Here is a 24,929-nt window from a genome sequence, read left to right as displayed (position 1 = left end):
TCATATGATTAAAAATGATGATGACCGTGTTGTATTTTTTGATGTAGATGGTACATTGCTTGACACATCTGATTTTGCAGAAACTGCAAGAAAAGCGGCAATAGGATTAATGGTAGACAATGGTCTTCCTCTTGATAAGGACGAAGCATACGGCGTTTTGAAGACAATTATCCGTGAAAAAGGATCCAATTATGGAAAACATTTCAACGTATTGACCCAGGTTGTTTTAGGTCATGAGGACCCTATGCTTGTGGCGCTCGGAATGATTACATACCACAACGTTAAGATGGCTCTTTTAAGACCATTTCCAGAAACAATAGACACATTAATCTATCTTAAAAGTCAAGGATACCGTTTAGCAGTCATATCCAATGGAATAACCATTAAACAATGGGAAAAACTTGTAAGACTCAACATCCATTCATTTTTCGATGAAGTCATTACCTCTGAAGAGGTTGGTAAAAACAAGCCAAGCAAACTGATTTACGATGTGGCACTTAGAAAAATGAAAGGAAATCCTGAAAAATCATTGATGATAGGTAATAAATTTAAGGAAGATGCATTAGGTGCAGTAAATGCTGGAATGGGTGCAATTCTTGTAAATTCCGACATTACCGAAGATGATAGGGATTACATCAAAAAAGAAAAATTAGATATCACTATTGTTGATGATATTGGTGATGTAAAAACAATTTTATAATCACCAAATATTAAAATTCCAATTCCAAGGTCACAGGACAGTGATCTGAACCATAGATGTCAGCTAGAATTTCAGCTGATTTCACATTATTTTTTATTTCTTCGTTTACATAAAAGTAGTCCAGTCTCCACCCGGCATTCCTTTCACGTGCACGGGTTCTGTAACTCCACCAGGTAAAGTTGTTTTCGCCTTCATCAAACATTCTGAACGTATCTATAAAACCTGCTTTTTCAAGTTCATCCAGCCATGCTCGCTCTTCAGGCAAATATCCTGATTTTCCTTCACAGTTTTTAGGATTATAAACATCAATCGGATTGTGGGCAATATTGTAGTCGCCGGTAATGACCAGATTTTTGCCTTCCTCCTTAAGCTCAACCAACTGTTTGAGCAATGCATTGCAGAAATCAACCTTAAAATCAAGTCTTTTGGCATTCATTCCGCTGTTCGGGAAGTAGATATTATATAAGATAAAGTCAGGATATTCTATTTTCAAGACTCTGCCTTCACTGTCGAGCTCTTCAACACCCAAACCTCTTGTAACGCTGAGAGGTTCAATTTTGGAGTATGTGCCGACACCGCTGTATCCTTTCTTTTCGGCTTCATTGAAGTGCTGGTGAAATCCGTCAACATCTGCCAATTTCTTTGGAATCTTATCTTCTGTTGCTCTTACTTCCTGAAAGTTGATAATGTCAGCATCAGTTGAATCAAACCAGTCCCAAAATTCATCCTTTTTGGAAACTGCCCTAATTCCATTCACATTCCAAGAAACCAGCTTTATTGACACTATAATTCAACTCCATTGACTGTAGGAACTTCACGAAGCCATTTGATGTCACTTTTATAAAGCATACGAATGTCTTCCACATCATATCTAATCATTGCAAGCCTTTCAATACCTAAACCGAATGCAAGAGCAGGCTTGTCAATGCCTAATGGCCTTAATACTTCAGGTCTCATCATTCCGGCCCCTCCAAGCTCGATCCAGCTTTCCTTTTCCTCCAAATAAATTTCGGTTTCGGTTGACAGATATGTGTAAGGGAAGTATGCCGGTCTGAACCTTACTTCAAATCCTAATTTTTTATAGAATTCCTTTAAGGTTCCTAAAAGGTTTTGATAGCTGATTCCTTCATCACATACGAGACCTTCAACTTGGTGGAACTCAGGCAAATGCTTGTAATCGAAAGTTTCTCTTCTGAATACTCTTCCGACGGAAAACATTTTGATTGGAGGTTCATGCTCAAAGAGGTGTTTTGTGGATATTCCAGTTGTGTGAGTTCTTAAAACACTTTGGCGTGCAATGTCCTCACTCCAATCATATTGCCAACCGATAGAACCGGTATCTGCACCGTTTTCATGGGTTTCAGCAGTGAGCTGTACAAGTGCATCGTCAGGCAAATCACAGGTCAGAGGATTTTTGAGATAGAATGTGTCCTGCATTTCACGGGCTGCATGGTCCTGTGGCTGGAAGAGTGAGTCAAAGTTCCAGAATGCAGATTCGACGAAATGCCCGTTGTCTTCTGAAAAGCCCATGTTCAAAAAGATTTCTCTGATTTCGTCAATGATTATTCTTAAAGGGTGTTTTTTGCCTGCAAATATTACAGGTGCTTCAGCATTGATGTCATATGGACGGTACTCCAGGCTTTTCCATTGCCCATCCTTTAGCTGTTCGTGGGTAAGCTGAGTGGCCTGTTCCTTTATTTCAAATCCGACTCTGAGAATTTCTTCTCCTTTAGGCAAGAGTTTAAAAGAATGTGAGGTTTCTTTTTTAATGTTTAAAATATTTTTTCTGCCGGTTAATTTTTTAAAACCATCCATCAAATCATCAGTGAAAAGTTTAACACCATCTGCATTGGTTTTTAGATAATCAAGTACCCTTTCATCAACACCGGATTTATCTGCAAAATCCTTACCGATCTCTGTGATGTTGATTACGCCCTTATCGATTTGAGCCCAATTCTTTTGACGTAGCCATCCAAGAGCAATTCCTGTTTCCTTTTTGTCAATGCCCGCTTCTTCAGCCAAATCTTTCATTGCGATTTCTTTTTTCTGTGCTAAAACATCAAGAATTTTACGTTCAGGAAGCCCATGTTCGGCATATTCAAGTCCATCTGCTGTAAGGGAGTATGTTTTCTCGATGTCCTTGTGCACTTCGATTATATCCTTGGATGCAAGGGATCCTGCCGCACTCATTACGGACTTGATGTCCATTCCAGTGTTTGAAGCAATTTCAGTAGGAGTAGCCTCTGGATTAGCTTCAAGTTCTTTTAAAAGTTTCTTTTCATAAATATGTAATTCGCTTATGGTTTTTTTAATATCCTCACTCATTTAAACACCATACTTTAAGATTAATAATATAATAATATATGTGTTAAGTGATTTATAAAGGTAGTGCAAAATACATTATTTTAATACTTTTTTCATGATGAAAAACATTATTTTTGAAAATAATTTCTTGAATGGATTCAATTTGACTTCCGGTGCAAAATCATGATTGGTCAAATCTTTTTCATGCCAAAATTCTGCATCTGCAGGTATAGGCTCTGAAGATAGCGCCATAGCTTTCCAAACATCAAAAAATACAATATCACTAAATTTGGGAGAGTGCAAATTGCCCGATTCGACATCATTTGCAAATTTCTTAGATACCTTATCGATTTGCTTTGTCTCAAGAGAATCCTTTCCACCACATGCCATTGATATTTTATAGACCTTGTTTACACCCCAATGCCTCAATGTCTCGTCAATGTAGCCGGCCACTTTTTTATGACCTGCACCGGCAGTTGAGACTACAACCAATGCCTTTTTGCTGAAAAACTCAGGCCTGTGATAAAAATAAGCGGTGTGGTCAAATAAGTTTTTCAGAAGGGCAGTCACATTCATCGCATAAACGGGACTGGCAATTATGATTCCATCCGCATCCATCATCCTGTCAACAATCGGCTTGATTTTATCCCTGTGAGGACATTCTTCTTCACTTTCCATAATGCATTTAAAGCAACCGTTGCATAACGGAATCTTTTCCTTCATCAGATGGATTTCTTCAAAATCCCCTTTCAAATTCATCTTTGCCTGCTCGACCATTTTCCAGGTGTTTTTGCGTCTTGGTGATCCGTTGATAATAACATATTTCATAATCATAACTCCTTAAGCTGGCCATCCAATACCAGTTTTTCCCTATATTCAAATTTCCCGTCAAATTCATCCACTTCATTTTCATCAACATCAAATACGTCGGGATTGTGGAATATTCCCCGTTCATTTTTGATTTTTCCCTCATCAAAGACCTTAATCATGAAAAAGGGGTTTTCCTCATTCAAATCAGTCCCATCAAGATAGATGCAATATTTTGATGCGCTCACAAAACCGAACCTTGAGTAATAGTTTTCATCCCCCACAACCAATATGAATGGAACATTGTCATTTTGGGCAATATCCAAGGTATGATTGATTAATTTTGAGCCCAATCCATGATTTTGGCAATCTTTGCCGATTGCAATCGGACCCAAAATGAGTGCAGGGACGATTTCATTTCCATAGACTATTTTGCCTTTCGAATAATTGATGCTTCCTATGATTTTACCGTCATCCTCAATGACATATGCCATTTTGCTTACAAAGCTTTCATCATTTCTTAAGTTATGAACGATGAAATGCTCATATGCTCCCGGCCGATATACATTCCAGAATGAATCCCTTACAAGCTTTTCGACTTCAATATAATCATCCTCATTTTCAAGCCTTATTTTCATCATATCCCTCCATTTTAACCGAATCAAAGATTGTCCTTGCATGATTTTCCGTTTTTATCATGAAATCCCTGAGAAACTTCTCATCGTCTTCAGGGTAATTAATGATGAAATGCTCATACAAAAGAAACATTCCATAGTAAAAGAATGATTCTGAAAGCTGTCTTGTGTCACAGTCCTTTTCAATCAGGTTTTTCGCCTTCATCAAATCAAACAGGACAATCCATCCATCAACCGGAGCCTCTATGATTGACTTTTTCAGGAAATTCCTCACTTCATCATTGTGATATGATTCAATGAAAAGCAGCCTTGTTATCTTCATCATCCTCTCTTCCTCAAGCTTTGAGAGGAATGCATCGCAGCCTGCCTTGTAAAAAAAGTCAAATCCCCTGTCCAAGTTAAGGCTTGCCTGGTCCAATGGTATTTCCTCACTTGTCATTTCCTCAACATAATACTCCAAAATCCTATTCAATATTGCCTGTTTACTTGGATAGTGATTGTAAATTGAGCTTTCCTTTATTCCAACTTCACGTGCAATCTGACGTACCGATACACCATCATACCCATATTCCGAAAACAGGTCGATTGAAACCTGAAAAATTTTTTCCTTATTGTTCATGATATCAAAACTAACACTTGTTAGTCAATATTATGTTACAATAATATATAAAACTAACGAATGTTAGTTAAAAAAATTTTAAAAAAAGAAAAAGGGAAAAATCCCTGTATTAAAGCAACTATTCAAAATTTGATTTCAAATAGCTGACAAAAATTGAAGCCGCAGTCAAATCGGCAGTGGTTCCAGGATTATACTTGTTTTTAAACAGATAATCATCAAATTCCCTGAGCCTGTCCTTAAAGTCAGGTTCATCTTTGATGTTGAGCAAATCCCTTGTCATCAATGAGATTTTCATGGCCTCATCTGAACCGTATTTTCTTGAAATCAGAGTGTCGGGAACATGTGAGAGTATTGTCAGAAATGTCAGTACACAGGCATCGTTTTGGGATTTGGACTGCCTAAGCTCATGATACTTTGGATAGCCTATTTCAAAAACGGCCGGCATGTCTCCGGTCATCTCACGTGCAAGCATATCCCATGGAGCGGAGATTTTCAAAACATCATACATTGTCTGGTTATTCTCCCTCAATTCATTTTTGGCATTGTCGCTTGCAACGTCATATTCATCCTGGTCTCCCATTCCTCCGGCATCCGCAATATTGATTGCATCGTACAAGTCACATGCATCGTCAACTGAAGTGTTGCCCATCAGCAGCTTAATGTTTTCTCTTATATCATCAAAGGAATCACTTATTGCGGCTGCAACTGCAATAGGGGTTGTCATCATGACTATTCCCAAATTGGTGTTGTTTTTAATCCATCTGTCTGTTTCGGCCACAGCCTGCAGGATGTATTTTCCCAATTGAGGGTTTTCAACATCAACATCTGTGCATGCTTCACGGATGGTGTCCCCAATTACGATTCCGCTTATGACAAAGTCTTCAAATTCCATGTCATCAAAGTCACGGGTCCTGTGGACATTGCCCGGCTTCGGATATCCGCTCACTTCAAGCGCTGATGCGATTTGTGCCATTTTTGCAATTTCTTCCGGTTTCATTCTATCACATCATTTAAAAGTAAATATGGTGCAAAATTAGTGATTATAAGGTCTGCTCCAGCCCTTTTGATTGAAAGCAATGCTTCGGTTATTGCCCTTTCAGTCAAGAATCCTTTCTCAATGGCCGCCATGAGCATCGCATATTCTCCGCTTACATTATATGCAACCAGAGGCAGCATGAACTCATCCCTTACCATACGGACAACATCCAGGTATGGAAGTGCAGGTTTTACCATCAGAAAGTCACATCCTTCAATCACATCAAGTTCACATTCCCTGATTGCCTCAACAGCATTGGCGGGATCCATCTGATAGGACTTTCTGTCTCCAGCATGTGGTGATGAGCAGGCCGCAACCCTGAACGGCTCATAGAATGCAGAAGCGTATTTTGCCGAATATGACATTATCATTACATTGTAAAATCCGTTTTCATCCAATGTTTCACGGATTGCCTTTACCCTGCCGTCCATCATGTCTGAAGGCGCAACGATATCTGCACCCGCTTCGGCATGAGACAAGGCAACTTTGGCAATGATTGGCAGGGATTCGTCATTCAGTATTTCGATTCCGTCATCTGTATCATCATTTTCGACAATCATTCCGCAGTGGCCGTGTGAAGTGTACTGGCAAAGGCAAACATCAGTGATGACAACGAGATTAGTCTCTTTCTTAAGCCTTCTTACAGCCTTTTGAACGATTCCTGTTGCTGAATAGTCAGGTGTTGCTATTTCATCCTTGGTGTCTTCCTTCGGTATTCCAAATACAATGATTGACTTCAATCCTTTCGCTTCCAGTTGCTTTGCGAATTCAACTCCGCTGTCCAAAGAGTATCGAAACTCGCCTGGAAGTGAAGAAATCTCTTCCTTTTCATCGCCCTTGAGTTCCTCTTTAAAATAAATCGGATAAATCAGGTCATCCTTTTCAAGTTTGGTTTCACGAACTATATTTCTAATCTTGGCATTCTTTCTGAGTCTTCTCATTCTTGTAGTTGGAAATTCCATAATAATCACTTAATTGTTAATTTTTGATTTGAAAATATTTAAAATTTTTACTTGAATTATAAATAATTAAAGATACAAAGATTATCTTAATTGCTTAGATGGAGAAAAATAATGTCAAATTCAATCGGAGAAAAATTTCAAATAACAACTTTCGGTTCAAGTCACGGCGTTGCAGTAGGCGCCATTGTAGATGGATGTCCTGCAAACCTTGAATTGAGTGCTGAAGACATACAAAAAGAACTGAATAAAAGAAAACCGGGAACAAGCAGTGTAACCACTCCAAGAAAAGAGGATGATGAAGTCCAGATTCTTTCAGGCCTCTTTGAAGGAAAAACCGACGGCACACCAATCTGCGGAGTCGTATTCAACAAAAACCAAAAATCCAAAGATTATTCCATGTTCAAAAACACTCCACGTCCATCTCACGGAGATTTCGGATGGATGATGAAATACGGCCATTATGACTACAATGGAGGAGGCCGTGGAAGCGGCAGGGTTACAATAGGCCATGTTATTGGCGGAGCAATAGCTAAAAAGCTTTTGCAAACACAAAATATTGAAATTATCTCCCACGTCATTCAAATCGGCGACATCAAAGCTGAAAAGCAAGATTTCATTACCATTAAAGAGAATATCGAGAAAAATCCAGTTCGCTGTGCAGATCTTGAGGCTGCAGGTGAAATGGAAGAGCTGATTTTAGCCAAAAAACAGGAAGGAGATTCTGTTGGAGGAATCGTTGAAACCATTGCAGTCAATGTTCCGGCAGGGCTTGGTGAACCAGTATTCGAAAGGCTTGATGGAGACCTTGCAAGAATACTGATGAACATCGGTGCCGTCAAGGGTGTTGAAATAGGACTCGGTTTTGACGTGGCAACACATACCGGCTCTGAAATCAATGATGAATACCAGATTAACGACAATAAAATAACAACAAAAACTAACAATTCAGGAGGAATCATTGGAGGCATGAGCAATGGAATGCCGATAGTATCCAGAATTGCAGTGAAACCTACCCCATCCATTTCCAAATGTCAGGAATCCATCGACTTGGAAACAATGGAAAACAAAAAAATAGAAATTAAAGGACGTCATGATCCCTGCATCTGCCCTAGAGTGACAGCAGTTGCCGAATCAAGCACTGCAATTGTCATTGCAGACCATATGATCCGTTCAGGTTTCATACATCCAACTAATTTAGAAAAATAACCTTATTTTCTTTTTACCATGGTCAGCTCATCAAACTCCTTGTGTTTGAATGCCAGCTGGTATGAATTTTTCCTTTCATTTTCATATAATGTATGACTGGTGCTGTGAACTGATGACTGAACGTCCTTAAGGGATATCAGCCTGAATCTCTTAGGATTGTTGTAGTTCACATTAAATGACAAACCATCATAAGCGGCAATTGTTTTGATGCCCGTTTTTTTAGAAACCTTCTTGGCCTCTGTTACGGGATTTGCTGAAATCATCTTAAGACCCAAATGTGTCATGACTGCAACCTGCGGTTTAACTTCCTCAATCAAATCAATGAAATTGCGTGTGCACATATGTCCATTGATTGAGCGGTTTCCAGGTCTCAAAACACTGGCTATTAAGATATCTGCACCCTCATGCTCCTCTGCCAGCCCTTCAAAATAAGCTGTGTCGGAAGTGTAGGATACCTTAAAACCCCTATAATCAAGCTGGAATCCAACACCTGTAGGGTCTCCGTGAGATGTCTTTGTACCCTTAATCTTAACATTGTTCAACTGATCATACTCACCAGGCTTCAAGACGATTTTTTCCGGCTTTGACTGATGATAAGATGAAATGCACGGTCCCCACTTTTCATATCCGTTCAGGACACTTTCGCTGCCAACAACGGTTCCGAGGCTTTTGGTCATTCCCCTTGTCATGGCCTCGATTAGAATTTCAGCATCATTATAATGGTCAGTGTGCGAATGTGTGACAATGACTCCGCTCAGATTGCGGGGATCGAATCCGAATTGGTATGTTCTTATAAGCGCACCTGGACCCGGGTCTATGTGGTAATTTTTCCCACCGAGGTTATCAATTCTAAAACCTCCAGTCATTCGTCTTTGGCTAATGGCGGAAAATCTTCCTCCTCCACTGCCCAAAAATGTTATCTTCATTTAAACCACACTTACAAAGAGCATAAAATTATATCACACTTGAGTGAAGACTTATCTTTTTTAAGGCATAAATCCTCATTTTCAATGATAACCTTATCTCCAATTTTCACATTATCGCTGTCTGTAAACATCAATACGTTCTGACCGGGAGCCGCCTTCTGCTTCCAATTTCCGTCAACTGCCTGGGTTTTATCATTCAATTGGACAAACAGCATGTTCCCATCAATATTTACAACCTTGCCGATTTCACCTTGATTGATGATTTTATTGGCCATTTCTATGTCAAGGTTTTGCTGTACCAATTTTTCAGTTAATTCCTGCCTAAATTTGGTCAATACTTTAATGTCATGATCGATTGTTATATTCAGATGTTTTTGAGCCTGTGTTTTGTCAAATTTAGGTTGCTGTATCAATACATCAATATTTTTCCCTACAGTAGGGGTGTTAGAGGCAACTTCCTCAATGATATTCTGGAAGATTTCCCCCATATACCTTAAACTTTGGGAGGCTTTCCATTTCCTTGTGATTAATGTTTCAGCCATGCGTTTTGCATAATCATTTCCAAAGATGATGACTCCGCTGTCTCCAGCCTTACGGGATTCCGTATCTGAACCCAATAACTCGACAATTTGATATCCGTTGGTAGTTCCGTAAATACGTCTTCTTCTTGTTTCAAAAGTTCCTTTGGTACTTACTTCACCACGGATGGAATTGCCGACTATCTTGAGCTTGCTGGCATCATCGGTAATTTTTATTGAAATTCCGAGTTCCTTTGCTCTCGCCAGAAAATCATCATCATTATCTATTTTTCCATTATATAATTCGTCTTCTAATTTATTCAAATTTTGTTTATCACCGAAATATCCTATTTTTCTTTTATCACTCGCCATTACACATCCTTTTTTTCCAACATAAGCGATAATTAAGCTCATAATATCTCCTAATTTGATATTTTATTGAATTATTAAAATATCAATAATTTATTATTCATATATATTTTTAGTTATCATATATTATAAATGTTAAGAGAATGGGAAAAAAATAATTTTAACAGTCAATTAAAGATTAATTTAAAGCTTAAACTAACTTTTGATTGATTAAACAATATATTTAAATAATAATATAACAAGAAATATAATTATATTAAATGTTAATTATTTATCATGATAATTAATATGAAAATATAAAAAAAACAGGAGAAAAACTTATGATAGACCTCAATAAGATGTTTAAACCTGAATCTGTGGCGGTTATTGGAGCTTCCAATACCCCTGGAAAAGTAGGATATATCATTGTTGACAATCTTATCAACGATGGATTTGAAGGTGAGATATATCCTGTGAACCCAAAAGGTGGAGAAATCCTCGGAAAACAAGCTTACGCAAATATTAAAGACGTGCCTGGAAAGGTTGACTTAGTAATTATTACTATCCCTTCCCCATTTGTAAACACAGCAGTTAAGGAATGTGGTGAAGTAGGCATTGAAAATATGGTAGTTATTACTGCTGGTTTCAAAGAAGTTGGCGAAGAAGGTGCTAAATTAGAAGCAGAATTAACTGCTCTTGGTAAAGAATACGGTATAAACATTATTGGACCAAACAGTTTAGGAATTACCGATTCCCACACCCCATTGAACGGATCATTTTCACAAATGATGCCTCCAACCGGAAACATGGCATTCATCTCCCAAAGTGGAGCTATGATGGTAGCTATCATCGATTGGAGCGTAACCTCTGGAATTGGATTCAGTAAAGTTATAAGTTTAGGAAACAAAGCTGGAGTAAGTGAAATTGAATTGTTACAATACTTGGCTGAAGATGATGAAACCAATGTAATCATATGTTATCTTGAATCAATTTCCGATGACGATGACTTTGTAAGAACCATGAGGGAAACAGCTCACAAAAAACCTATTATAGTGCTTAAATCCGGTTCAAGCTCTGCAGGTGCAGCGGCTGCATCTTCCCACACTGGAGCATTGGCAGGCAGTGACCTTGCATTCGATACAGCATTCCACCAATCAGGAATCATGCGTGTGGAAACCATGGCTGAATTATTCGACTTAGGTTTAGCATTTTCAAAAGCACCACTTCCAAAAGGAGACAAAGTAGCTATCATTACCAACGCTGGCGGTGGAGGAGTACTTACAGTTGACGCAATGGAAAAAGCCGGTTTACAACTCGTTGAATTCGATGAGGAAACCACTGCAAAATTACAAGAATGCGTAACTGATGAAGGAAGTGCCAAAAACCCTATTGACGTATTAGGAGACGCACCAGTAATCAGATACAAAGAATCCTTAGAATTGGTATTAGGTTATGAAGATGTTGACAGCCTAATCGTTATGGTCTGTCCTACAGCATCAGCTGATCCTGATGGAATTGCAGAAGCAATCATTGAAGAGAAAAAGAAATTCGACAAACCTGTCATTGTTGTTAACATGGGAGGGCCAACATTTGTTGATGCTAACGACGCTTTAAGGGACAATGGTATACCAACTTACGTATTCCCTGAAACTGCAGTAAAAGCTTTAGAAGCAATGGTTAAATTTGCAGGATTAGAAGAACGTGAATATGATGATGTAATTGACAATATCAGTGATGTTGACAAAGACGCTGTAAAATCAATATTCGACAAAGTTAAAGCTGACGGCAGAGACACACTACTCGGTAGTGAAGCATATGCAGTGGCTGAAGCTTACGGAATTTCAGCAGCACCAATCAAATTATCCACAAGTGCTGATGAAGCGGCAGAACTTGCCGAAGAGATGGAATTCCCTGTTGTACTTAAAATCGCATCCGACAAAATTTTACACAAATCCGATATCGGCGGTGTAAAAGTAGGAATCAGTTCAGCAGAAGAGGCAAAAGCAACTTATGAAGAAATCATTGCTAACGCTAAGGCAGCACATCCTGACATTGTGCCTGACGGCGTAGAAGTGCAAAAAATGATGGATTCCGGTGAGGAAGTCATTGTAGGTATGATCCGTGACAAACAATTCGGTCCTATGATTGCATTCGGTATGGGTGGAATTTATGTCAACCTTATTGAAGACGTATCATTCAACCTCGCAAAAGGTATGAGCTCACAGGAAATCGAAGAGCAAATCGCATCAACCAAAGTATCCAAATTGCTTGAAGGATACCGTGGAGAAGCACCTTGCGATGTCGAAGAAGTCAAAGAGGCTATTAAAAGAGTAGCCAGATTAACCTTAGACTTCCCAGAAATATCCGAGCTGGACATCAACCCAATCTTCGTTTACGAAGAAGGTTCATCAGCTTTAGATATTAAAATCAAATTATAATTTCTCATATGAGAAATTAACTCTTTTTTCTTTTTATTTTATATCACTGTGATTAATATGTATGGTGAAATTGATTTAGAAAGTTATACTCTTTCAATTATCAGATTAAACACTGCTTTTCAGAAATTGGAAAATTCGGATTCCATTCAGGAAATTAAAATATTGCTTGAAGAGAGTCTGGATGATTTGGAAAAGATATACAGAGACACTGTGGACGACTTGAACAGCGATGAAGTCAACATCAATGAATACTATATGTTTTTCCAGAATGGAAGGCAGGCTTTCCCACAATACATTGAAGCATTGGGAAGTATTGAAAACAGCGAACTTCAGGAAGTTGTCAATTCACTGTTAAATGTATTTACCAACCTTAACAAAATTGCCGGCGGATTTTCTGGAGGGGATATGAATGAAACATGATTTAGCCAAACTTGGAATTGAAAAAGACTTGCAGTATGAATGCATTACAACAACCATGAACAAGGATGGGGTAAAAAATGCAGGGGCATTTGCATTCATCTATTTGGGCGATGACAAGGTTCACTGCCACATATTTGAGGGGTCAAAAACATTAAAAAACATTCTGGATACCAATGAGTATGTAGTCAACATTACACAGGATCCATTGGTTTTCACCTACGCCACACTAGATTGCCTAGGCGATGAATATTATACAACAGATTCAGACATTGCCATCATTAAAGACACTCCGGCTTACATTATTGTCGATGTTGAAAATGTCGAAATCAAGACTCCGGAAAACTTCCCCATAAAAGGGGACAACAGCATCTATTTCATTGACGGGAAAATACGGGATGTTGTCATAAACGATGAAAGCGTTCAGGCATACAACCGTGGAATGAGCGGACTTATCGAAGGGCTTGTCAACTTCGGAAGATATAAAATCGTTGATGACGCCAAAAGAAAAGAGTACATGGACAGATTGATTGAAAATCAGCGTGTCATTGAAAAGGTTTCAGACGAAAAGACAAAAAAGGCTATGGCCGACTTGATAGCCGAATACGAAAAGAATTAACCATCACTTAAAAAAAAGAAAAATAAAGCATAGTTAATTTAACTATGCTTCCCAGTATAAATCTTCATGGGAAATTGTTTTGTTTAAAATACCTAAACCAACTTCTGCTTGTTGGAAAGCGTCCACATCTGCTTTGTATGCATCATCTAATCCTGAGATGAATGGGAAACTTTCTAAGGATTTAACTTCTGCATCCTCATTAGCAACAATATCCTTAGGTAATAGTTTAACTATTTCACTAGTTTTATTGTCTTTAATGTTTTTGTTAATGAATGTGGTTGCTTCTTTGTGGATTGCAACGATGTCTTTGGTAGTGTTTTCGTGGTTTTTGATGAAGTCATCAGATGCAACTACAACACAGCATGGGTGGTTAGGCATGATTTCAGATGAATCAGCCAATTCTACAATGTTATCATCAGTTTCACCAAGACTTACGTAAGGTTGGAAAGTGATTGCTGCAGGAAGGTTACCGGTTTTTAATGCATCGTTAATTGATGGCACTTTCATTGCAGATTCGTTAATGTCATTTAATGACATTGCATTTGCTTTCAAGTATGCTGAAAGCAGTACATGTTGAATGGATGCTTCACCAGGAGTTGCAACAGTTTTACCTGCTAAATCATGTGCATTATTAATATTGGAATTTTTGGTTACAATAATTCCACTACCTTCAATTTGAGCAGCAGAAATAACTTTTACAGGAACACCAGAAGAAATTGAAGACAGTACAGGAGCGATTCCTACATAACCTACATCAACGTCTCCACTAGCCATAGCAGTCATTAAATCTCCACCGTTGTTAAATTGAACAAGTTCGGTGTTGATTCCTTTATTTTTATATAAACCTTGAGCATCTGCTACAAACAATGCAGCATCGTGGTCTGAAGGTAAATAACCTATTTTTACAGTGTTACCGGAGTCTCCTCCTAAAAAGTCGAAGAGTCCTGCACTTGCTGAACCCATTACGAGAAATACTGCAAGTGCTAACACTAAAACAAATGTAATTTTCTTATTCATTATTTTCACCATAATTAATTTAAATTAATTAACAATTATTACTTTTTCAAGTATATTATAAATAACTTACTTCTTTAATTTATTAACAATTGTTATATTTGAATCCCCAAACTTAATATATCTTCTAGAATATTTAAACATTTTGTAAAAAAAAGATTATAGGTAGTTGATTAACTACCGTCCCAAAAAATTTGTTTTTCAGAAATAGGCTTTTTCAAGATGCCCAAATCAACTTCCAGATTCATAAAGTCCATTACATCCTGTTTGTAAGTATCATTCAAACCTGATATGAATGGGAAACTGGACATTGACATTTTTTCAACTTCAACATCACTGACGATGTCCTTAGGCAATAGTCCTGCCGCTTCATCAGTATTGTTGTTAATGAAATCTGTTGCATTTTTATGGATTTCCAAAATCTTTACAGTTTCATTAGGATGGTCATTGATAAACTTATCTGAAGCCGCAACAACACAGCATGGATGGTCAGGCAGAATATCCTGGGAACCTGCTAATACTTTAGCGCCATTTTTCTCTGCAATTGACACATATGGCTCAAAAGTAATTGCCCCATCGATTTTATCTGTCTTGAGCGCATCATTCATTGAAGGAACCTTCATTGATGAAACCTTCAAATCACTGATGGACATTCCATTCTGCTGTAAGTAATAAGTGAGAAGCATATGCTGAATGGAAGCTTCGCCGGGAGTGGCTATCTTTTTGCCTGCAAGGTCTGAAACAGAATTGATTCCGGAATCTTTTGCAACTACAATTCCAGATCCTTCAGTCTGTGCAGCAGAAATAACCTTAACTGGAACGCCCTTTGCAATTGAAGACAAAACAGGTGTAATTCCAACATAACCTACATCAACATCTCCACTGGCCATGGCTGTCATCAAGTCCCCACCATTGTTAAACTGAACCAATTTAGTCTTTATTCCATTTTCTTGAAATTTTCCTTGAGAATCTGCAACAAACAATGCTGCATCATGGTCTGATGGCAGATAACCTATTGTCACCTCTTCACCAGCACCGCCCAAAAGGAAAAATGCACCTATTGCAACAACTACGATTGCAATTATAATTGCGATAATCCTGTTATCCATTTAATCACCAATATTAGATATATTCAAAAAATTATTTAAGTTTTGATTGTAGAACACCATGATTTTCCAAAATATGAATCATTACACAACATTTAAATACCAATTAAATCTAACTAAATTTAGGAAAAAAATAACTATTGTTATATTTTTCCGACTAAAAAAATACAAAAATTGTATTAAATCTCAAAAACTAAAATAGTAACTGAGAAAAAATTAGCTCATTGGGGATAAAATGAAATTAGAAGATAAGATAAGCATTGTAAAAGATATCTTAAAAGACAAAAAAGTGGCTATCGGCTTTTCCGGTGGTGCAGATTCAACTCTAATGACTTATTTATCTTCCAAGGTTGCAGCTGACACTTTAGCCATTACAATCGACAATCACCTGCTTCCTACAGGATTTGTCGAAAATGTCGGAAAATCCTGCGAAAGATTTGGAGTGAGACATGAAATCATCAAAATTGACTTTTATGAAAATGAGGATTTTTTAGAAAACTCCCCAAAAAGATGTTTTACCTGCAGGGACCTGATGTATTCGACTATTGAAAAGGTAGCTCATGAAAACGGATTTGATTTTATCTGTGACGGAAACAACATCAGTGATTTGGTAGTGGATAGACCCGGCATTTTAATTACCTATAAAAAAGGTTTTAAGACACCATTTATTAAAGCCAAATTATCTTCGGCCGAGATACATGAATATCTGGATAAGAACAACATCCCCTATTCAAGATCAACTACCTGTCTTGCAACACGAATCCCCACAAACACCAAAACCACAAAAGAGAAGATTGATAGGATTGGCTTTTGTGAAGACTACATTTCAGATAACACCAACTGTAAAATAGTGAAAGTTAGAGATTTGGGAGAACTTGGTATTATTGAGGTGGACAAGATTGATGAAATTTTATCTGAAGATAAATTTAAACAAATCAATGATGCATTAAAATCACAAGGTTTCAAAAAGGTTGCTTTAAATTTATCGCAAATTGATGATAATGAATACATTGCCATCGACTATGCTGAAGGTTCCTATTCCTATCAGCTTCCATTCACAATAAACCTTGAAGATACAAAAAAACAAATAGAAAATATAATTTCATATGATGAAGAAAAGATAGAACTAGATAAGATAACCATTTATGAAAATGGATTGATTGAAGGTCATGATTTTGAAAATTATGATATTGCAGTTGATGCATTTATGGACACATTACAACAGTTAAGAAGAAATATATAGGTGAGAACATGCCAACAAGATACATTGGAGACGGATACTGGGAAATAGCTTCCCGTCAAATGAGTATAGTTACAAGAAGCGAACAGGAAAGATTCAAAGATGCCAAAATCACAGTCATCGGCTGCGGAGGAATTGGAGGAGAAACCATTGAAATGCTGGCCAGAATGGGTATTGGAGAACTGATACTGGTTGACAAGGATGCTTACGATTTATCAAACCTCAACAGACAGACTTTAGCTACAATTAATGATTTGGGACTTGTCAAAAGCGAAGTTGCGGCAGAAAAGGTCAGATTAATCAACCCATACGTCAAGACAACCACATTCAATGAGCACATCGACCAGACAAACATCGACAAGGTCATTGCCGATTCCGATATTGTAATTGACGCTCTTGATAACGTACTGACCAGAGTAATCGTATCCAGAAAAGCAAAGGAAAAAGGCATTCCATATATTCACGGTGCAATTCACGGGACCATGGGTCAGATTACCGTATTCCTGCCTAACAGCGACAAGACATATGAGGAAATGTTTAACCTGCCTTCAGTTGGAAAAGAATTAGACGACGAAACAATTGAAGCTTTAAAAAATGTTACTTCAGGTGTTCCACCAGTCATTGGGCCTACACCTAACCTGATAGGCTGTCTTGAAGCATTTGAAGCCTATAAAATAATAACCGGAGTCGGCAAAGTTACCGTAGCTCCAAAAATATTGACATTTGACCTGCTGGATTTAGGTTCATTTTCAGAAGTTGAACTTTAAACCTACTCATCCTTTAGGGCAAGAGAGAAATATTTCCTGAATTCGGGAGAATTGCTCTCTTCTAATTTTTTTATCATCTCAACACTTGTTCTTTTGTTATTGATTGCCAGATTCATATGGGCATTGATGTATCCTTCTTTTCTGATCAGTTCCAGAAGTCTTTTCCCATATGTCAAATCAGGATTCAGCACACGGTCATGCATCAGCTTCAATGTATCGAATTCGTCAAAGCCCAGAACTTCACACATTCCATACATCTCATTGATTATTTCATATGCCCATTCCTTAATGGTTATTTCCTTGCCGTCCCTGACCAGTCTAATTGTCTCATCATATGCCTTTTCAGCAACGCGCTCCTCATTGATGAATGCCTCGCTTTGCCAGCATTCGAAATCGGACTCACTTTTAACAAGCATGTAAATCAAAAACAGCTGCAGGAATTTCATGTCATGCTCGACAAGGCCGCAGTTATAGAACGGATTGATGTCAAGAGTCCTTACTTCAATATATTTTATCCCGTCATTTTTCAAGGAGTTCAATAAATCTGAAGGGTCTTTTGGCTTTAGCCTGATTTGTGTGTAAAGCTCCTTGGCCTGGGACAAATCTCCCCTTTCTATAAATGAATTTACATCATCGGCGAAATCTTCAACACTGGTATATCTCGGATAGAGCCTTTTCAGATTCTTATATCCGCAGGAGGAATTTCTAAGGGACGGTCCCTTTGTCGAATAATGATTTCCATATGCGTCCACCTCATCCATCAGGTGAATGCACTCTCTTGAAAATGATTCGTGAGATCCGATTGAACATCCAGTCAGATAGATTATCAGCCAGCAGTGCCGGAGGTAGTTTCTGGTAATCTTCAGGTATATTTCATTTTTAAATTCCTGGTAGTCCAAATCAAAATCAGTTATTTCATATAATTTCTTGATGAAATCCTCTGTAAATGAGAAATTGAAATGCACTCCTGAGATCATCTGCTTTTTAACGCCATATTTACTTGCAAGATTTTCTCTGTACTCTTGAGAGCTTTGTCCTTCATCGGAATATTGAGCTATCGGAATCTGACTGTCATATGGCAGTATTGCCGGAAGAGACTGGAACCACAGGTACTCATCGTCCCTTAAAGAGAAATTGACTATGTCGGCCAGAAGGGAAAATGTGCTGAAGGCCTCCTCGATTGTGCTGTAAGTTGGAGTGATTATTTCAATTTGGCTTTCTGAAAAATCAGTGGTAACGACAGGATTCTTTAATTTGTCTCCGAAAACTTCCGGGTGTGGGCTTAAAGCTAACTTACCATCGCTTTTAACTCTTAAAGCTTCCCATTCAATACCAAATAAACCAGCCAAAATTTCATCGCTTGGAATTTTTGTTAAGGTAATCAATTCCATTTCAATCCCTATTCTTTGATTTTTCCATAATCTTTAATAATTTTTTCTAATTCCACTCCGTTATGCATTGATTCAATTATGTTTTTGCCGGGATTTGAATGAGTTTTAATGCGCCCATACAGCGGTTTTAAAAATGTCTCTTCACCAATGCCCCTATCGCATAATCCATCATTTGCCAAATCAACTATATCCTTTGTCAACCTACACAATTCATCCTTATCGATAAAAGAAGGTATTTCATCCTGAATCAGTAGCTTTCTAAGTTCACGGGCAGTATATCCCTTATGATAGATTACATTGTCATTTGTGATTATTTCGGCCAGCTCGTCGAGCCTGTTTTTCAGGCCCAAATGAAATGCGGCAACAGTCATGGTATCATATATCGGCTGTGTGCAGACGCTTCTGAACTCAACTGTTCCTCTGAAGGTCAAGTTGATGAACTTGAATGGTCGCAGATAATTGATATCATCAATCAGCGGCTTGACATCAATGTATTTATACTCTCCATTTGAATAGATTTCGCCCCTGACATAATCCTTTTTAAAGTACTCCTGTAGGTTCATTGTCGGGAAATTGATGTATGCCCCATCACGCATCACGCAATATATGTTCAGGGATTCAAGATACGCTCCCAAATCCTCCAGATTGTTAAATTCCACATCATACATTCCAATATTGTGAGGATTTATCCCATGGGTCGAATACTCCCATAGGGCATCCCTAAAGCAGGTCACATGTTTGTTTTCATCCAGAAATACTGAATTAGAAAACAATATCGCTTTAATCGGTTCGATTTTTGAAAAGACATTTATGGTCTTGACCAGATCGTCCCTGTAGACATCCAGTTGAACCTGTGAAGCTGATGAAAACATTCCATATGCAGGATAGTTGTGAAAATGCATAGGAACATTCTTATAATTCTTGAATGACTTCAGATGATGATAAAGCATGAGATATCTTTCAGACGGAATAGGAATCTCCTCATTGTATTTCCTATATGGGTTAATGCCCATTCCAGTCAAGGTGTGATTATATTTTTCAAATTCCTCCTTGACAAATGAATAGTACTCTATGAATCTGTCGTTTATTGTAAACAGGTCCTTTTCACGCCCCATTGCAAATTCGATGTTGTTGTAGGAGCAGTCATAACAGATTATGTCATCATTTTTCGGATTTTTGATTGAAAAAATATCCCCGTTATAGTCTATGCCTTCCTTTTCAAAATCATCAAAATGGTTCAGGACTTCTGAAGTAATTTTATGAACAACTCCAAAGTCAACTGCCTCCTTGTTGAGATTAATGATCGGCACCTCTATTTCAATACCTATGTAGTCCTTTTTCTGATTAGTCGGTTTGATGAACTGCTGATAGATTCTTTCTTCTATCAGGCTTTGCAGATTATCGTCTTTCATGAATTAATCCCCTAGATTTAGAGAGTTAATGTGATTTTGTATGAACTCTTCGTGTTCCTTTGTCAGTATGAACTCATTATCATGCTCTTCGCTTTCAAATATTATATTTCCATCAATTATTCCGAACAGCTTGTTCAGTTCGGCAGGTTTCCACTCATCATCGGTTACTGGTGTTGATGCCACAAGAAAACCCTCGTCATTATTTAAGTAGTACAGCGAATCTTTCATGTTTGAGTGAATATAGGTCAAATCCCCGTCATAAATCATCAGATTCAATTTATTGCCTTCAGCCATTTTTTCTATCAGTTCGACCAGCAGATTGAATCTTTCCTTTATTGTTGACGGAGCCCCCTTGGCCTCTTCAAATTTATTAACGTTATCGATTATGTACAGCAAAATCCTTTCGGAATCCGTGTTTCCTGTTTCGATTTCCCTGTATTTATCAAGGGGAGGATAATCGAATATTGTCCCGTTGTGGATTAACATCCATGACCTGTTATTATCATCCAATTCGATGAAGGGATGGCAATTGGGAGATATGATTTCGCCCATTGTCGCTAATCGGATATGGGCAAAAACGTTTTTGCTAACAAGAGGATTGGACAATATTTCTTTCAAGTGCTGACTACATGTTGCTTTTATAGGCTCTTTACGTATAACAAATTCATCAGGTTGCATATTAGCTAATCCCCATCCATGGGGATGATTTTCAGAGTGATTATAAAAACATTCTAAACATTCATTTATTTGTTTTGGCTTATCTGAATTAAAACAAAAAATTTCGCACATTGATTATCCTCCTTCCAAGTTTTTTATTACAATTGTTATATTGTAACAATTAGAATTATATAACTATTGTTATATAAATATTTTGGTATAACTAACTTTCCAAATCAACTCTTTCGGGAGAAGTGAAAACGGTGAAGCGATTATCGCGAACAAAACCGACCATTGTGATGTTTCCCAGTCTTGCAACATCAATTCCGGAGGAAGCGGGAGCCGCATTGGAAATGATGATAGGAATTCCGACCCGGATAACCTTAATAAGCATGTCGGCAGGCATCCTTCCACTGTATGAAATGTAGCATCTGGAAAAGTCATACCCCTCCTTTGCAGCAGCTCCGATGACCTTATCGACTGCAACATGACGGCTTACATCCTCACGGATTATTATCTTATCCTCATATTTCAATTGTGCAACATGAACTCCTGCAGTCTTTTTCCACACTTTGGCCTCATCAGTCAGATGCTCGATATCCTTGATAATCTGGGTGGCATCGATAGTCAAATCTGATTTAATGGGATCGATTGTTTTCAGCTCAGAGCGGATTCCACCGGCATTGTCGGAGTTGACGCCCTGATACTCAAGCAGCCTGCAGACACAGGCATGTTCACAGTTTCCCTTTCTCTCCTGAACTATGCCTTCCTGTTCGAGGTCCTCTTCAGGGTCATGTGACAGTTTTGTTGAAACCAATACGTTTGTTCCGTCCAGATTGATTGAATCAATGTCAGAGTAATCCTTAATTAAACCTTCGCCAAGGCAATATCCTATTGCAAAATCCTCCAAATCTTTGGGATAGGTTGAAAACTTTCTTGGAGGCAAATAATCAATAAACAAGTAAGTATATTCATCGTCAACGCTGTTTTCCTTGATGGTTTTATATTCCCCATCTTTCCATTGAATAACATCTGTCTGTCTTAAGAAATCCATATCCATACACCAATACTAAATATTAACAATTGTTATATTTATATGTTAGGTCATCAGAAAGATATCAAAAATTCACATAGGAGTTTTAAAGTTGATTTTGGGTTTAATTTATATATTAAAAAATCAAAATAAACAACCATGCCAAAGAAATCAACATTCATGTTCTTTTTAATCATTTTATTATTTTTGGTTATTGGTGCCGTATCGGCAAATGACAATAATTCAACAGATGTCATCGAGGAAAATCAGGATGACACACCAATAGCCTCCGTTGATTTGAATGAAAATGACTTGAACAGCGATGAAGAGATTTTAAAAAGCACAGACGAAAAAAGCGATGAATTGAAAAGCGATTCGTCATCCGACACCATCAAATCAACAAGCACACCGGCAAATAATAATTTGGCAAAAAGTTCAACAAAAGTCACAAAAACAAAATTAAAGGTTGTAACCTATGCTAACTTTGTAAAAAAGGGCGGTAAATACTACATGTATTTGGTTGACTCACAGGGAAATCCTGTAGCAAAGAAAAAAGTAAAGGTGACCCTCAACGGAAAAACCTATAAAAAGACTACAGGAAAAGACGGCAAATTCACAGTAAAGGTCAAATCAACAAAATCATCAGTGAAACTGAAAATAAAAAGCAGTGGCAGCAGCAAGTATTATGCACTTTCCAAAAAAATTAGGGTATACATCCAAAATTCGTTCACAATCACCATTGGAAATTCAAAACTGCTCACTAACGGCTATCTTAGAGTTTATCTTCATGGTGCAAAAAAAGCGATTTCCAAAAAAACACTTAAGATAAGCATTGGAAAGAACAAATTCACCAAAAAAACAAACTCTGAAGGATTCATCATCATCAAGCCTCAGGTTGATGCCAAAAAGTACAAGATTACTGTCAAGCTTGGAAAGTATAAACGTGCGAAAAATGTGGTCTGCATTGAAGGAGACGTTCTCGATCCCCTACAAAATGTTATTCCAACCAAAAACGGAGTTCCTGACGTTGACATGATGCCTGAAAATTATGTGATGGGAGACGGAAATGCAAAATACACCCTTTCAAAAGCGCAATATAAGGAAACCCTTAAAAGAGATAGCTATTGCTTATACGTATATGACAAGCTGTCAAAATATACATTCTTCAAAACAAAGGCTTCCCCAAACACATACCACATCTTAAAACGTGAAAAATGGAATGTCATTGAAAGGGCAATCAATACCAAACTCGTCAGGGCATACAAATATTCATATTGGCCGGGTTCAGTTACAGTCGATCTTAAAGGAAAATCATATACATACCCTGTAGTGCGTGACGTTCAGAATACAGGATACAACTGCGGTCCGACATCTGCAAGCGTCTGCAGCCAGGTTCTGAAAAATTACCATTCCGAAAGATACTTCCAGATTGAAGGTCACTGTGTAGATGGAATGAACATTCCAGTTATCAAAGATGTTTTAGAGGATAACGGTTTCAAGACACATTATTTCTATGATGATTCCATTGACCGTGCTATGAAAGAACTGAAATCAGGAGCTGCAATAATCGCCTATCTCCCAAATCATTATGTTACTGTTGTTGACATAAGTCCCGACGGCAAAAAGATTTTGGTGAGCAACTCCTACGGAAGCTACAATGTAGGATCAAAGAATGTTCCGACAAATTGGGTGAAGCTCAAATCAAAAACTACTACCACAGCATGGGCACAAAATGGAAAGCACAGAATACCCATGAAAGAATTCCAAACGTAAGTCAATGATTAGGGAAATATTAATCTCCCTAACTATTTTTATTTTTAAAAATTAAATTCCGAAATACCATTTCACAATTAACTCGACAATATTGCATTCGATGACCGCTGCAACTGCAAGCAGGACAACAACAACCACAATCATTATCAGAATATCCTTAAGTTCCCTTCTATGCTCATTTAAAACATTTTTGAAACTTTTTGTTTTAATCATTTCAACTTCAAGCTTTGTTATTTTGAATGCACATGCAAGTGAAAATATTAATGCAGCATATTCAATAATTCCATGAGGCAAAATCGTTAGGGCATGAAAAGTAAAATCATAGCCGAAGGGCATTCCAATACTTATGGCATTGAATATTACAATAAGCAGTGAAATTACTGAAAACAGCAATCCTCCAACAATCACAATCAAATCTGCAAAGAGATTATGCAAAAACAAATCAAAGGTGTTCAGTTTAGGCATAGACTCATTCACATTCAGAGTTCCATTGGCTTTTGCCTGAAAAAATCCCTTTGTAATCTGACCGTAATGATCTCCGATGTTAATAAAGGTAAAGACTGCAGCTCCAACTGCAAAAATCAAAAATATGACTAATGAAATCAGCAATACTTTTTTGTTTCTTTTGAAAAATTCCTTCATAAGGTTAAATATAGTTTTTCTATTATTAAAATTTTAGAAAAAAGATAAATATTAAATGCACATAACATTAATACATGATTGGAACAATTACAATAGTGATATTATTTGTACTTATTGTTTCAGTATTATGCTGTGGCGACAGCAATTCTTCCAACAATAGTACAACCTCACCAAAAAGAACTTCAAATGCAAATTACCAAAGAAATAACCATTATAACCATTATTCCTATTGCGAATGCCCTTCCTGTGGCGCCCCATATTATGATGGATATTGCGAGGAATGCGGATATCCCGACATCAATCAGGGCTGGCTGGGAGAGGAATATTAATTGAAATGTTATGACAATCCCTTTTGAGCC

The 24,929-nt window shown here is 37.6% G+C and carries 25 protein-coding genes; 9 read left to right on the top strand and 16 right to left on the bottom strand.

What is annotated here, in order from left to right; translation table 11 throughout:
- Positions 1-4: 4 nt before the first annotated feature.
- The gene (locus QZN27_RS00910) at positions 5-700 is read left to right on the top strand and encodes a TIGR02253 family HAD-type hydrolase (RefSeq protein WP_296782541.1); all 696 of its coding nucleotides are present in this window, start codon (positions 5-7) and stop codon (positions 698-700) included.
- A 10-nt stretch (positions 701-710) separates the two neighbouring features.
- Here QZN27_RS00910 and QZN27_RS00905 read toward each other — a convergent pair whose 3' ends face one another.
- The 7 genes from QZN27_RS00905 to hemB all read right to left on the bottom strand — a co-directional run bounded on the left by QZN27_RS00905 (position 711) and on the right by hemB (position 7,063).
- A complete protein-coding gene (locus QZN27_RS00905; RefSeq protein ID WP_296782539.1) occupies positions 711-1,484 on the bottom strand; it encodes an exodeoxyribonuclease III in 774 nt (257 codons plus the stop codon).
- Positions 1,484-3,025 (bottom strand): phenylalanine--tRNA ligase subunit alpha, encoded by a 1,542-nt coding sequence (locus tag QZN27_RS00900; RefSeq protein ID WP_296782537.1) that lies wholly within the window; start codon positions 3,023-3,025, stop codon positions 1,484-1,486. Before QZN27_RS00900 ends, QZN27_RS00905 begins: the two co-directional genes overlap by 1 nt.
- A 75-nt stretch (positions 3,026-3,100) precedes the next feature.
- Entirely contained in the window at positions 3,101-3,832 is a 732-nt protein-coding gene (locus tag QZN27_RS00895; RefSeq protein WP_296782536.1) for a flavodoxin family protein, read from the bottom strand.
- A gap of 2 nt (positions 3,833-3,834) precedes the next feature.
- Positions 3,835-4,449, bottom strand: coding sequence for a GNAT family N-acetyltransferase (locus QZN27_RS00890; protein WP_296782535.1), 615 nt, complete (start codon positions 4,447-4,449; stop codon positions 3,835-3,837).
- A complete protein-coding gene (locus QZN27_RS00885) occupies positions 4,433-5,065 on the bottom strand; it encodes a TetR/AcrR family transcriptional regulator (RefSeq protein ID WP_296782533.1) in 633 nt (210 codons plus the stop codon). Before QZN27_RS00885 ends, QZN27_RS00890 begins: the two co-directional genes overlap by 17 nt.
- Before the next feature lie 118 nt (positions 5,066-5,183).
- Positions 5,184-6,062, bottom strand: a complete 879-nt coding sequence (locus QZN27_RS00880) for a triphosphoribosyl-dephospho-CoA synthase (RefSeq protein WP_296782532.1) — start codon at positions 6,060-6,062, stop codon at positions 5,184-5,186.
- Positions 6,059-7,063 (bottom strand): porphobilinogen synthase, encoded by a 1,005-nt coding sequence (hemB, locus tag QZN27_RS00875; RefSeq protein WP_296782531.1) that lies wholly within the window; start codon positions 7,061-7,063, stop codon positions 6,059-6,061. The genes QZN27_RS00880 and hemB overlap by 4 nt, the downstream gene beginning before the upstream one ends.
- 111 nt (positions 7,064-7,174) lie before the next feature.
- Between hemB and aroC the strand changes: the two genes are divergently transcribed.
- A complete protein-coding gene (aroC, locus tag QZN27_RS00870; protein ID WP_296782530.1) occupies positions 7,175-8,269 on the top strand; it encodes a chorismate synthase in 1,095 nt (364 codons plus the stop codon).
- Positions 8,270-8,271: 2 nt separating this feature from the next.
- Here the strand turns inward: aroC and QZN27_RS00865 are convergent, their stop codons facing one another.
- Together QZN27_RS00865 and QZN27_RS00860 are read right to left on the bottom strand one after the other, a co-directional pair.
- A complete protein-coding gene (locus tag QZN27_RS00865; protein ID WP_296782529.1) occupies positions 8,272-9,195 on the bottom strand; it encodes an MBL fold metallo-hydrolase in 924 nt (307 codons plus the stop codon).
- 11 nt (positions 9,196-9,206) lie between these two features.
- Positions 9,207-10,127: a DUF2121 domain-containing protein gene (locus QZN27_RS00860; RefSeq protein ID WP_296782527.1), complete on the bottom strand. Its 921-nt coding sequence runs from the start codon at positions 10,125-10,127 to the stop codon at positions 9,207-9,209.
- A 275-nt stretch (positions 10,128-10,402) separates the two neighbouring features.
- On the opposite strand from QZN27_RS00860, the gene acs reads away from it, so the two are divergent.
- The 3 genes from acs to QZN27_RS00845 are packed head-to-tail and all read left to right on the top strand — an operon-like array spanning position 10,403 to position 13,535.
- On the top strand, positions 10,403-12,499 hold the full coding sequence (gene acs, locus QZN27_RS00855; RefSeq protein ID WP_296782521.1) for an acetate--CoA ligase alpha subunit: 2,097 nt from the start codon (positions 10,403-10,405) through the stop codon (positions 12,497-12,499).
- Positions 12,500-12,556: 57 nt separating this feature from the next.
- Complete coding sequence (locus tag QZN27_RS00850) at positions 12,557-12,919, top strand: hypothetical protein (RefSeq protein ID WP_296782519.1); 363 nt, start codon at positions 12,557-12,559, stop codon at positions 12,917-12,919.
- Complete coding sequence (locus QZN27_RS00845; protein WP_296782517.1) at positions 12,909-13,535, top strand: DUF447 domain-containing protein; 627 nt, start codon at positions 12,909-12,911, stop codon at positions 13,533-13,535. Before QZN27_RS00850 ends, QZN27_RS00845 begins: the two co-directional genes overlap by 11 nt.
- Positions 13,536-13,577: 42 nt before the next feature.
- Here the strand turns inward: QZN27_RS00845 and QZN27_RS00840 are convergent, their stop codons facing one another.
- Both QZN27_RS00840 and QZN27_RS00835 read right to left on the bottom strand, forming a co-directional pair.
- Entirely contained in the window at positions 13,578-14,552 is a 975-nt protein-coding gene (locus tag QZN27_RS00840; RefSeq protein ID WP_296782515.1) for an ABC transporter substrate-binding protein, read from the bottom strand.
- A 170-nt stretch (positions 14,553-14,722) separates the two neighbouring features.
- Positions 14,723-15,658, bottom strand: coding sequence for an ABC transporter substrate-binding protein (locus QZN27_RS00835; RefSeq protein WP_296782513.1), 936 nt, complete (start codon positions 15,656-15,658; stop codon positions 14,723-14,725).
- A gap of 232 nt (positions 15,659-15,890) precedes the next feature.
- Here QZN27_RS00835 and QZN27_RS00830 point away from each other — a divergent pair, with 232 nt between their 5' ends.
- Both QZN27_RS00830 and QZN27_RS00825 read left to right on the top strand, forming a co-directional pair.
- A complete protein-coding gene (locus QZN27_RS00830; RefSeq protein WP_296782512.1) occupies positions 15,891-16,898 on the top strand; it encodes an ATP-binding protein in 1,008 nt (335 codons plus the stop codon).
- A gap of 8 nt (positions 16,899-16,906) precedes the next feature.
- Positions 16,907-17,662, top strand: coding sequence for a HesA/MoeB/ThiF family protein (locus QZN27_RS00825; protein ID WP_296782510.1), 756 nt, complete (start codon positions 16,907-16,909; stop codon positions 17,660-17,662).
- A gap of 2 nt (positions 17,663-17,664) precedes the next feature.
- Here QZN27_RS00825 and QZN27_RS00820 read toward each other — a convergent pair whose 3' ends face one another.
- From QZN27_RS00820 to fdhD, 4 genes are all read right to left on the bottom strand, one after another.
- The gene (locus tag QZN27_RS00820; protein ID WP_296782509.1) at positions 17,665-19,053 is read right to left on the bottom strand and encodes a glutamate--cysteine ligase; all 1,389 of its coding nucleotides are present in this window, start codon (positions 19,051-19,053) and stop codon (positions 17,665-17,667) included.
- 8 nt (positions 19,054-19,061) lie between these two features.
- Positions 19,062-20,465, bottom strand: a complete 1,404-nt coding sequence (locus QZN27_RS00815) for a hypothetical protein (protein ID WP_296782507.1) — start codon at positions 20,463-20,465, stop codon at positions 19,062-19,064.
- A gap of 3 nt (positions 20,466-20,468) precedes the next feature.
- Positions 20,469-21,254 carry a class II glutamine amidotransferase gene (locus QZN27_RS00810; RefSeq protein WP_296782505.1) on the bottom strand — a complete coding sequence of 262 codons (786 nt, stop codon included), beginning with the start codon at positions 21,252-21,254 and terminating at the stop codon, positions 20,469-20,471.
- Positions 21,255-21,345: 91 nt separating this feature from the next.
- Positions 21,346-22,176, bottom strand: a complete 831-nt coding sequence (fdhD, locus tag QZN27_RS00805; RefSeq protein ID WP_296782504.1) for a formate dehydrogenase accessory sulfurtransferase FdhD — start codon at positions 22,174-22,176, stop codon at positions 21,346-21,348.
- Between the two features lie 138 nt (positions 22,177-22,314).
- Here fdhD and QZN27_RS00800 point away from each other — a divergent pair, with 138 nt between their 5' ends.
- The gene (locus QZN27_RS00800) at positions 22,315-23,928 is read left to right on the top strand and encodes an Ig-like domain-containing protein (protein ID WP_296782502.1); all 1,614 of its coding nucleotides are present in this window, start codon (positions 22,315-22,317) and stop codon (positions 23,926-23,928) included.
- 51 nt (positions 23,929-23,979) lie between these two features.
- Here QZN27_RS00800 and QZN27_RS00795 read toward each other — a convergent pair whose 3' ends face one another.
- Positions 23,980-24,570, bottom strand: a complete 591-nt coding sequence (locus tag QZN27_RS00795) for a stage II sporulation protein M (RefSeq protein ID WP_296782494.1) — start codon at positions 24,568-24,570, stop codon at positions 23,980-23,982.
- 74 nt (positions 24,571-24,644) lie between these two features.
- Here QZN27_RS00795 and QZN27_RS00790 point away from each other — a divergent pair, with 74 nt between their 5' ends.
- A complete protein-coding gene (locus tag QZN27_RS00790; protein ID WP_292603822.1) occupies positions 24,645-24,899 on the top strand; it encodes a hypothetical protein in 255 nt (84 codons plus the stop codon).
- Positions 24,900-24,929 lie beyond the last annotated feature (30 nt).

The sequence above is a fragment of the uncultured Methanobrevibacter sp. genome (genome assembly GCF_900316895.1).
Taxonomy (GTDB): Archaea; Methanobacteriota; Methanobacteria; order Methanobacteriales; family Methanobacteriaceae; genus Methanocatella.
The sequence above is the reverse complement of the archived record's forward strand: the minus strand, read 5'-3'. Positions and strand labels throughout refer to the sequence as shown.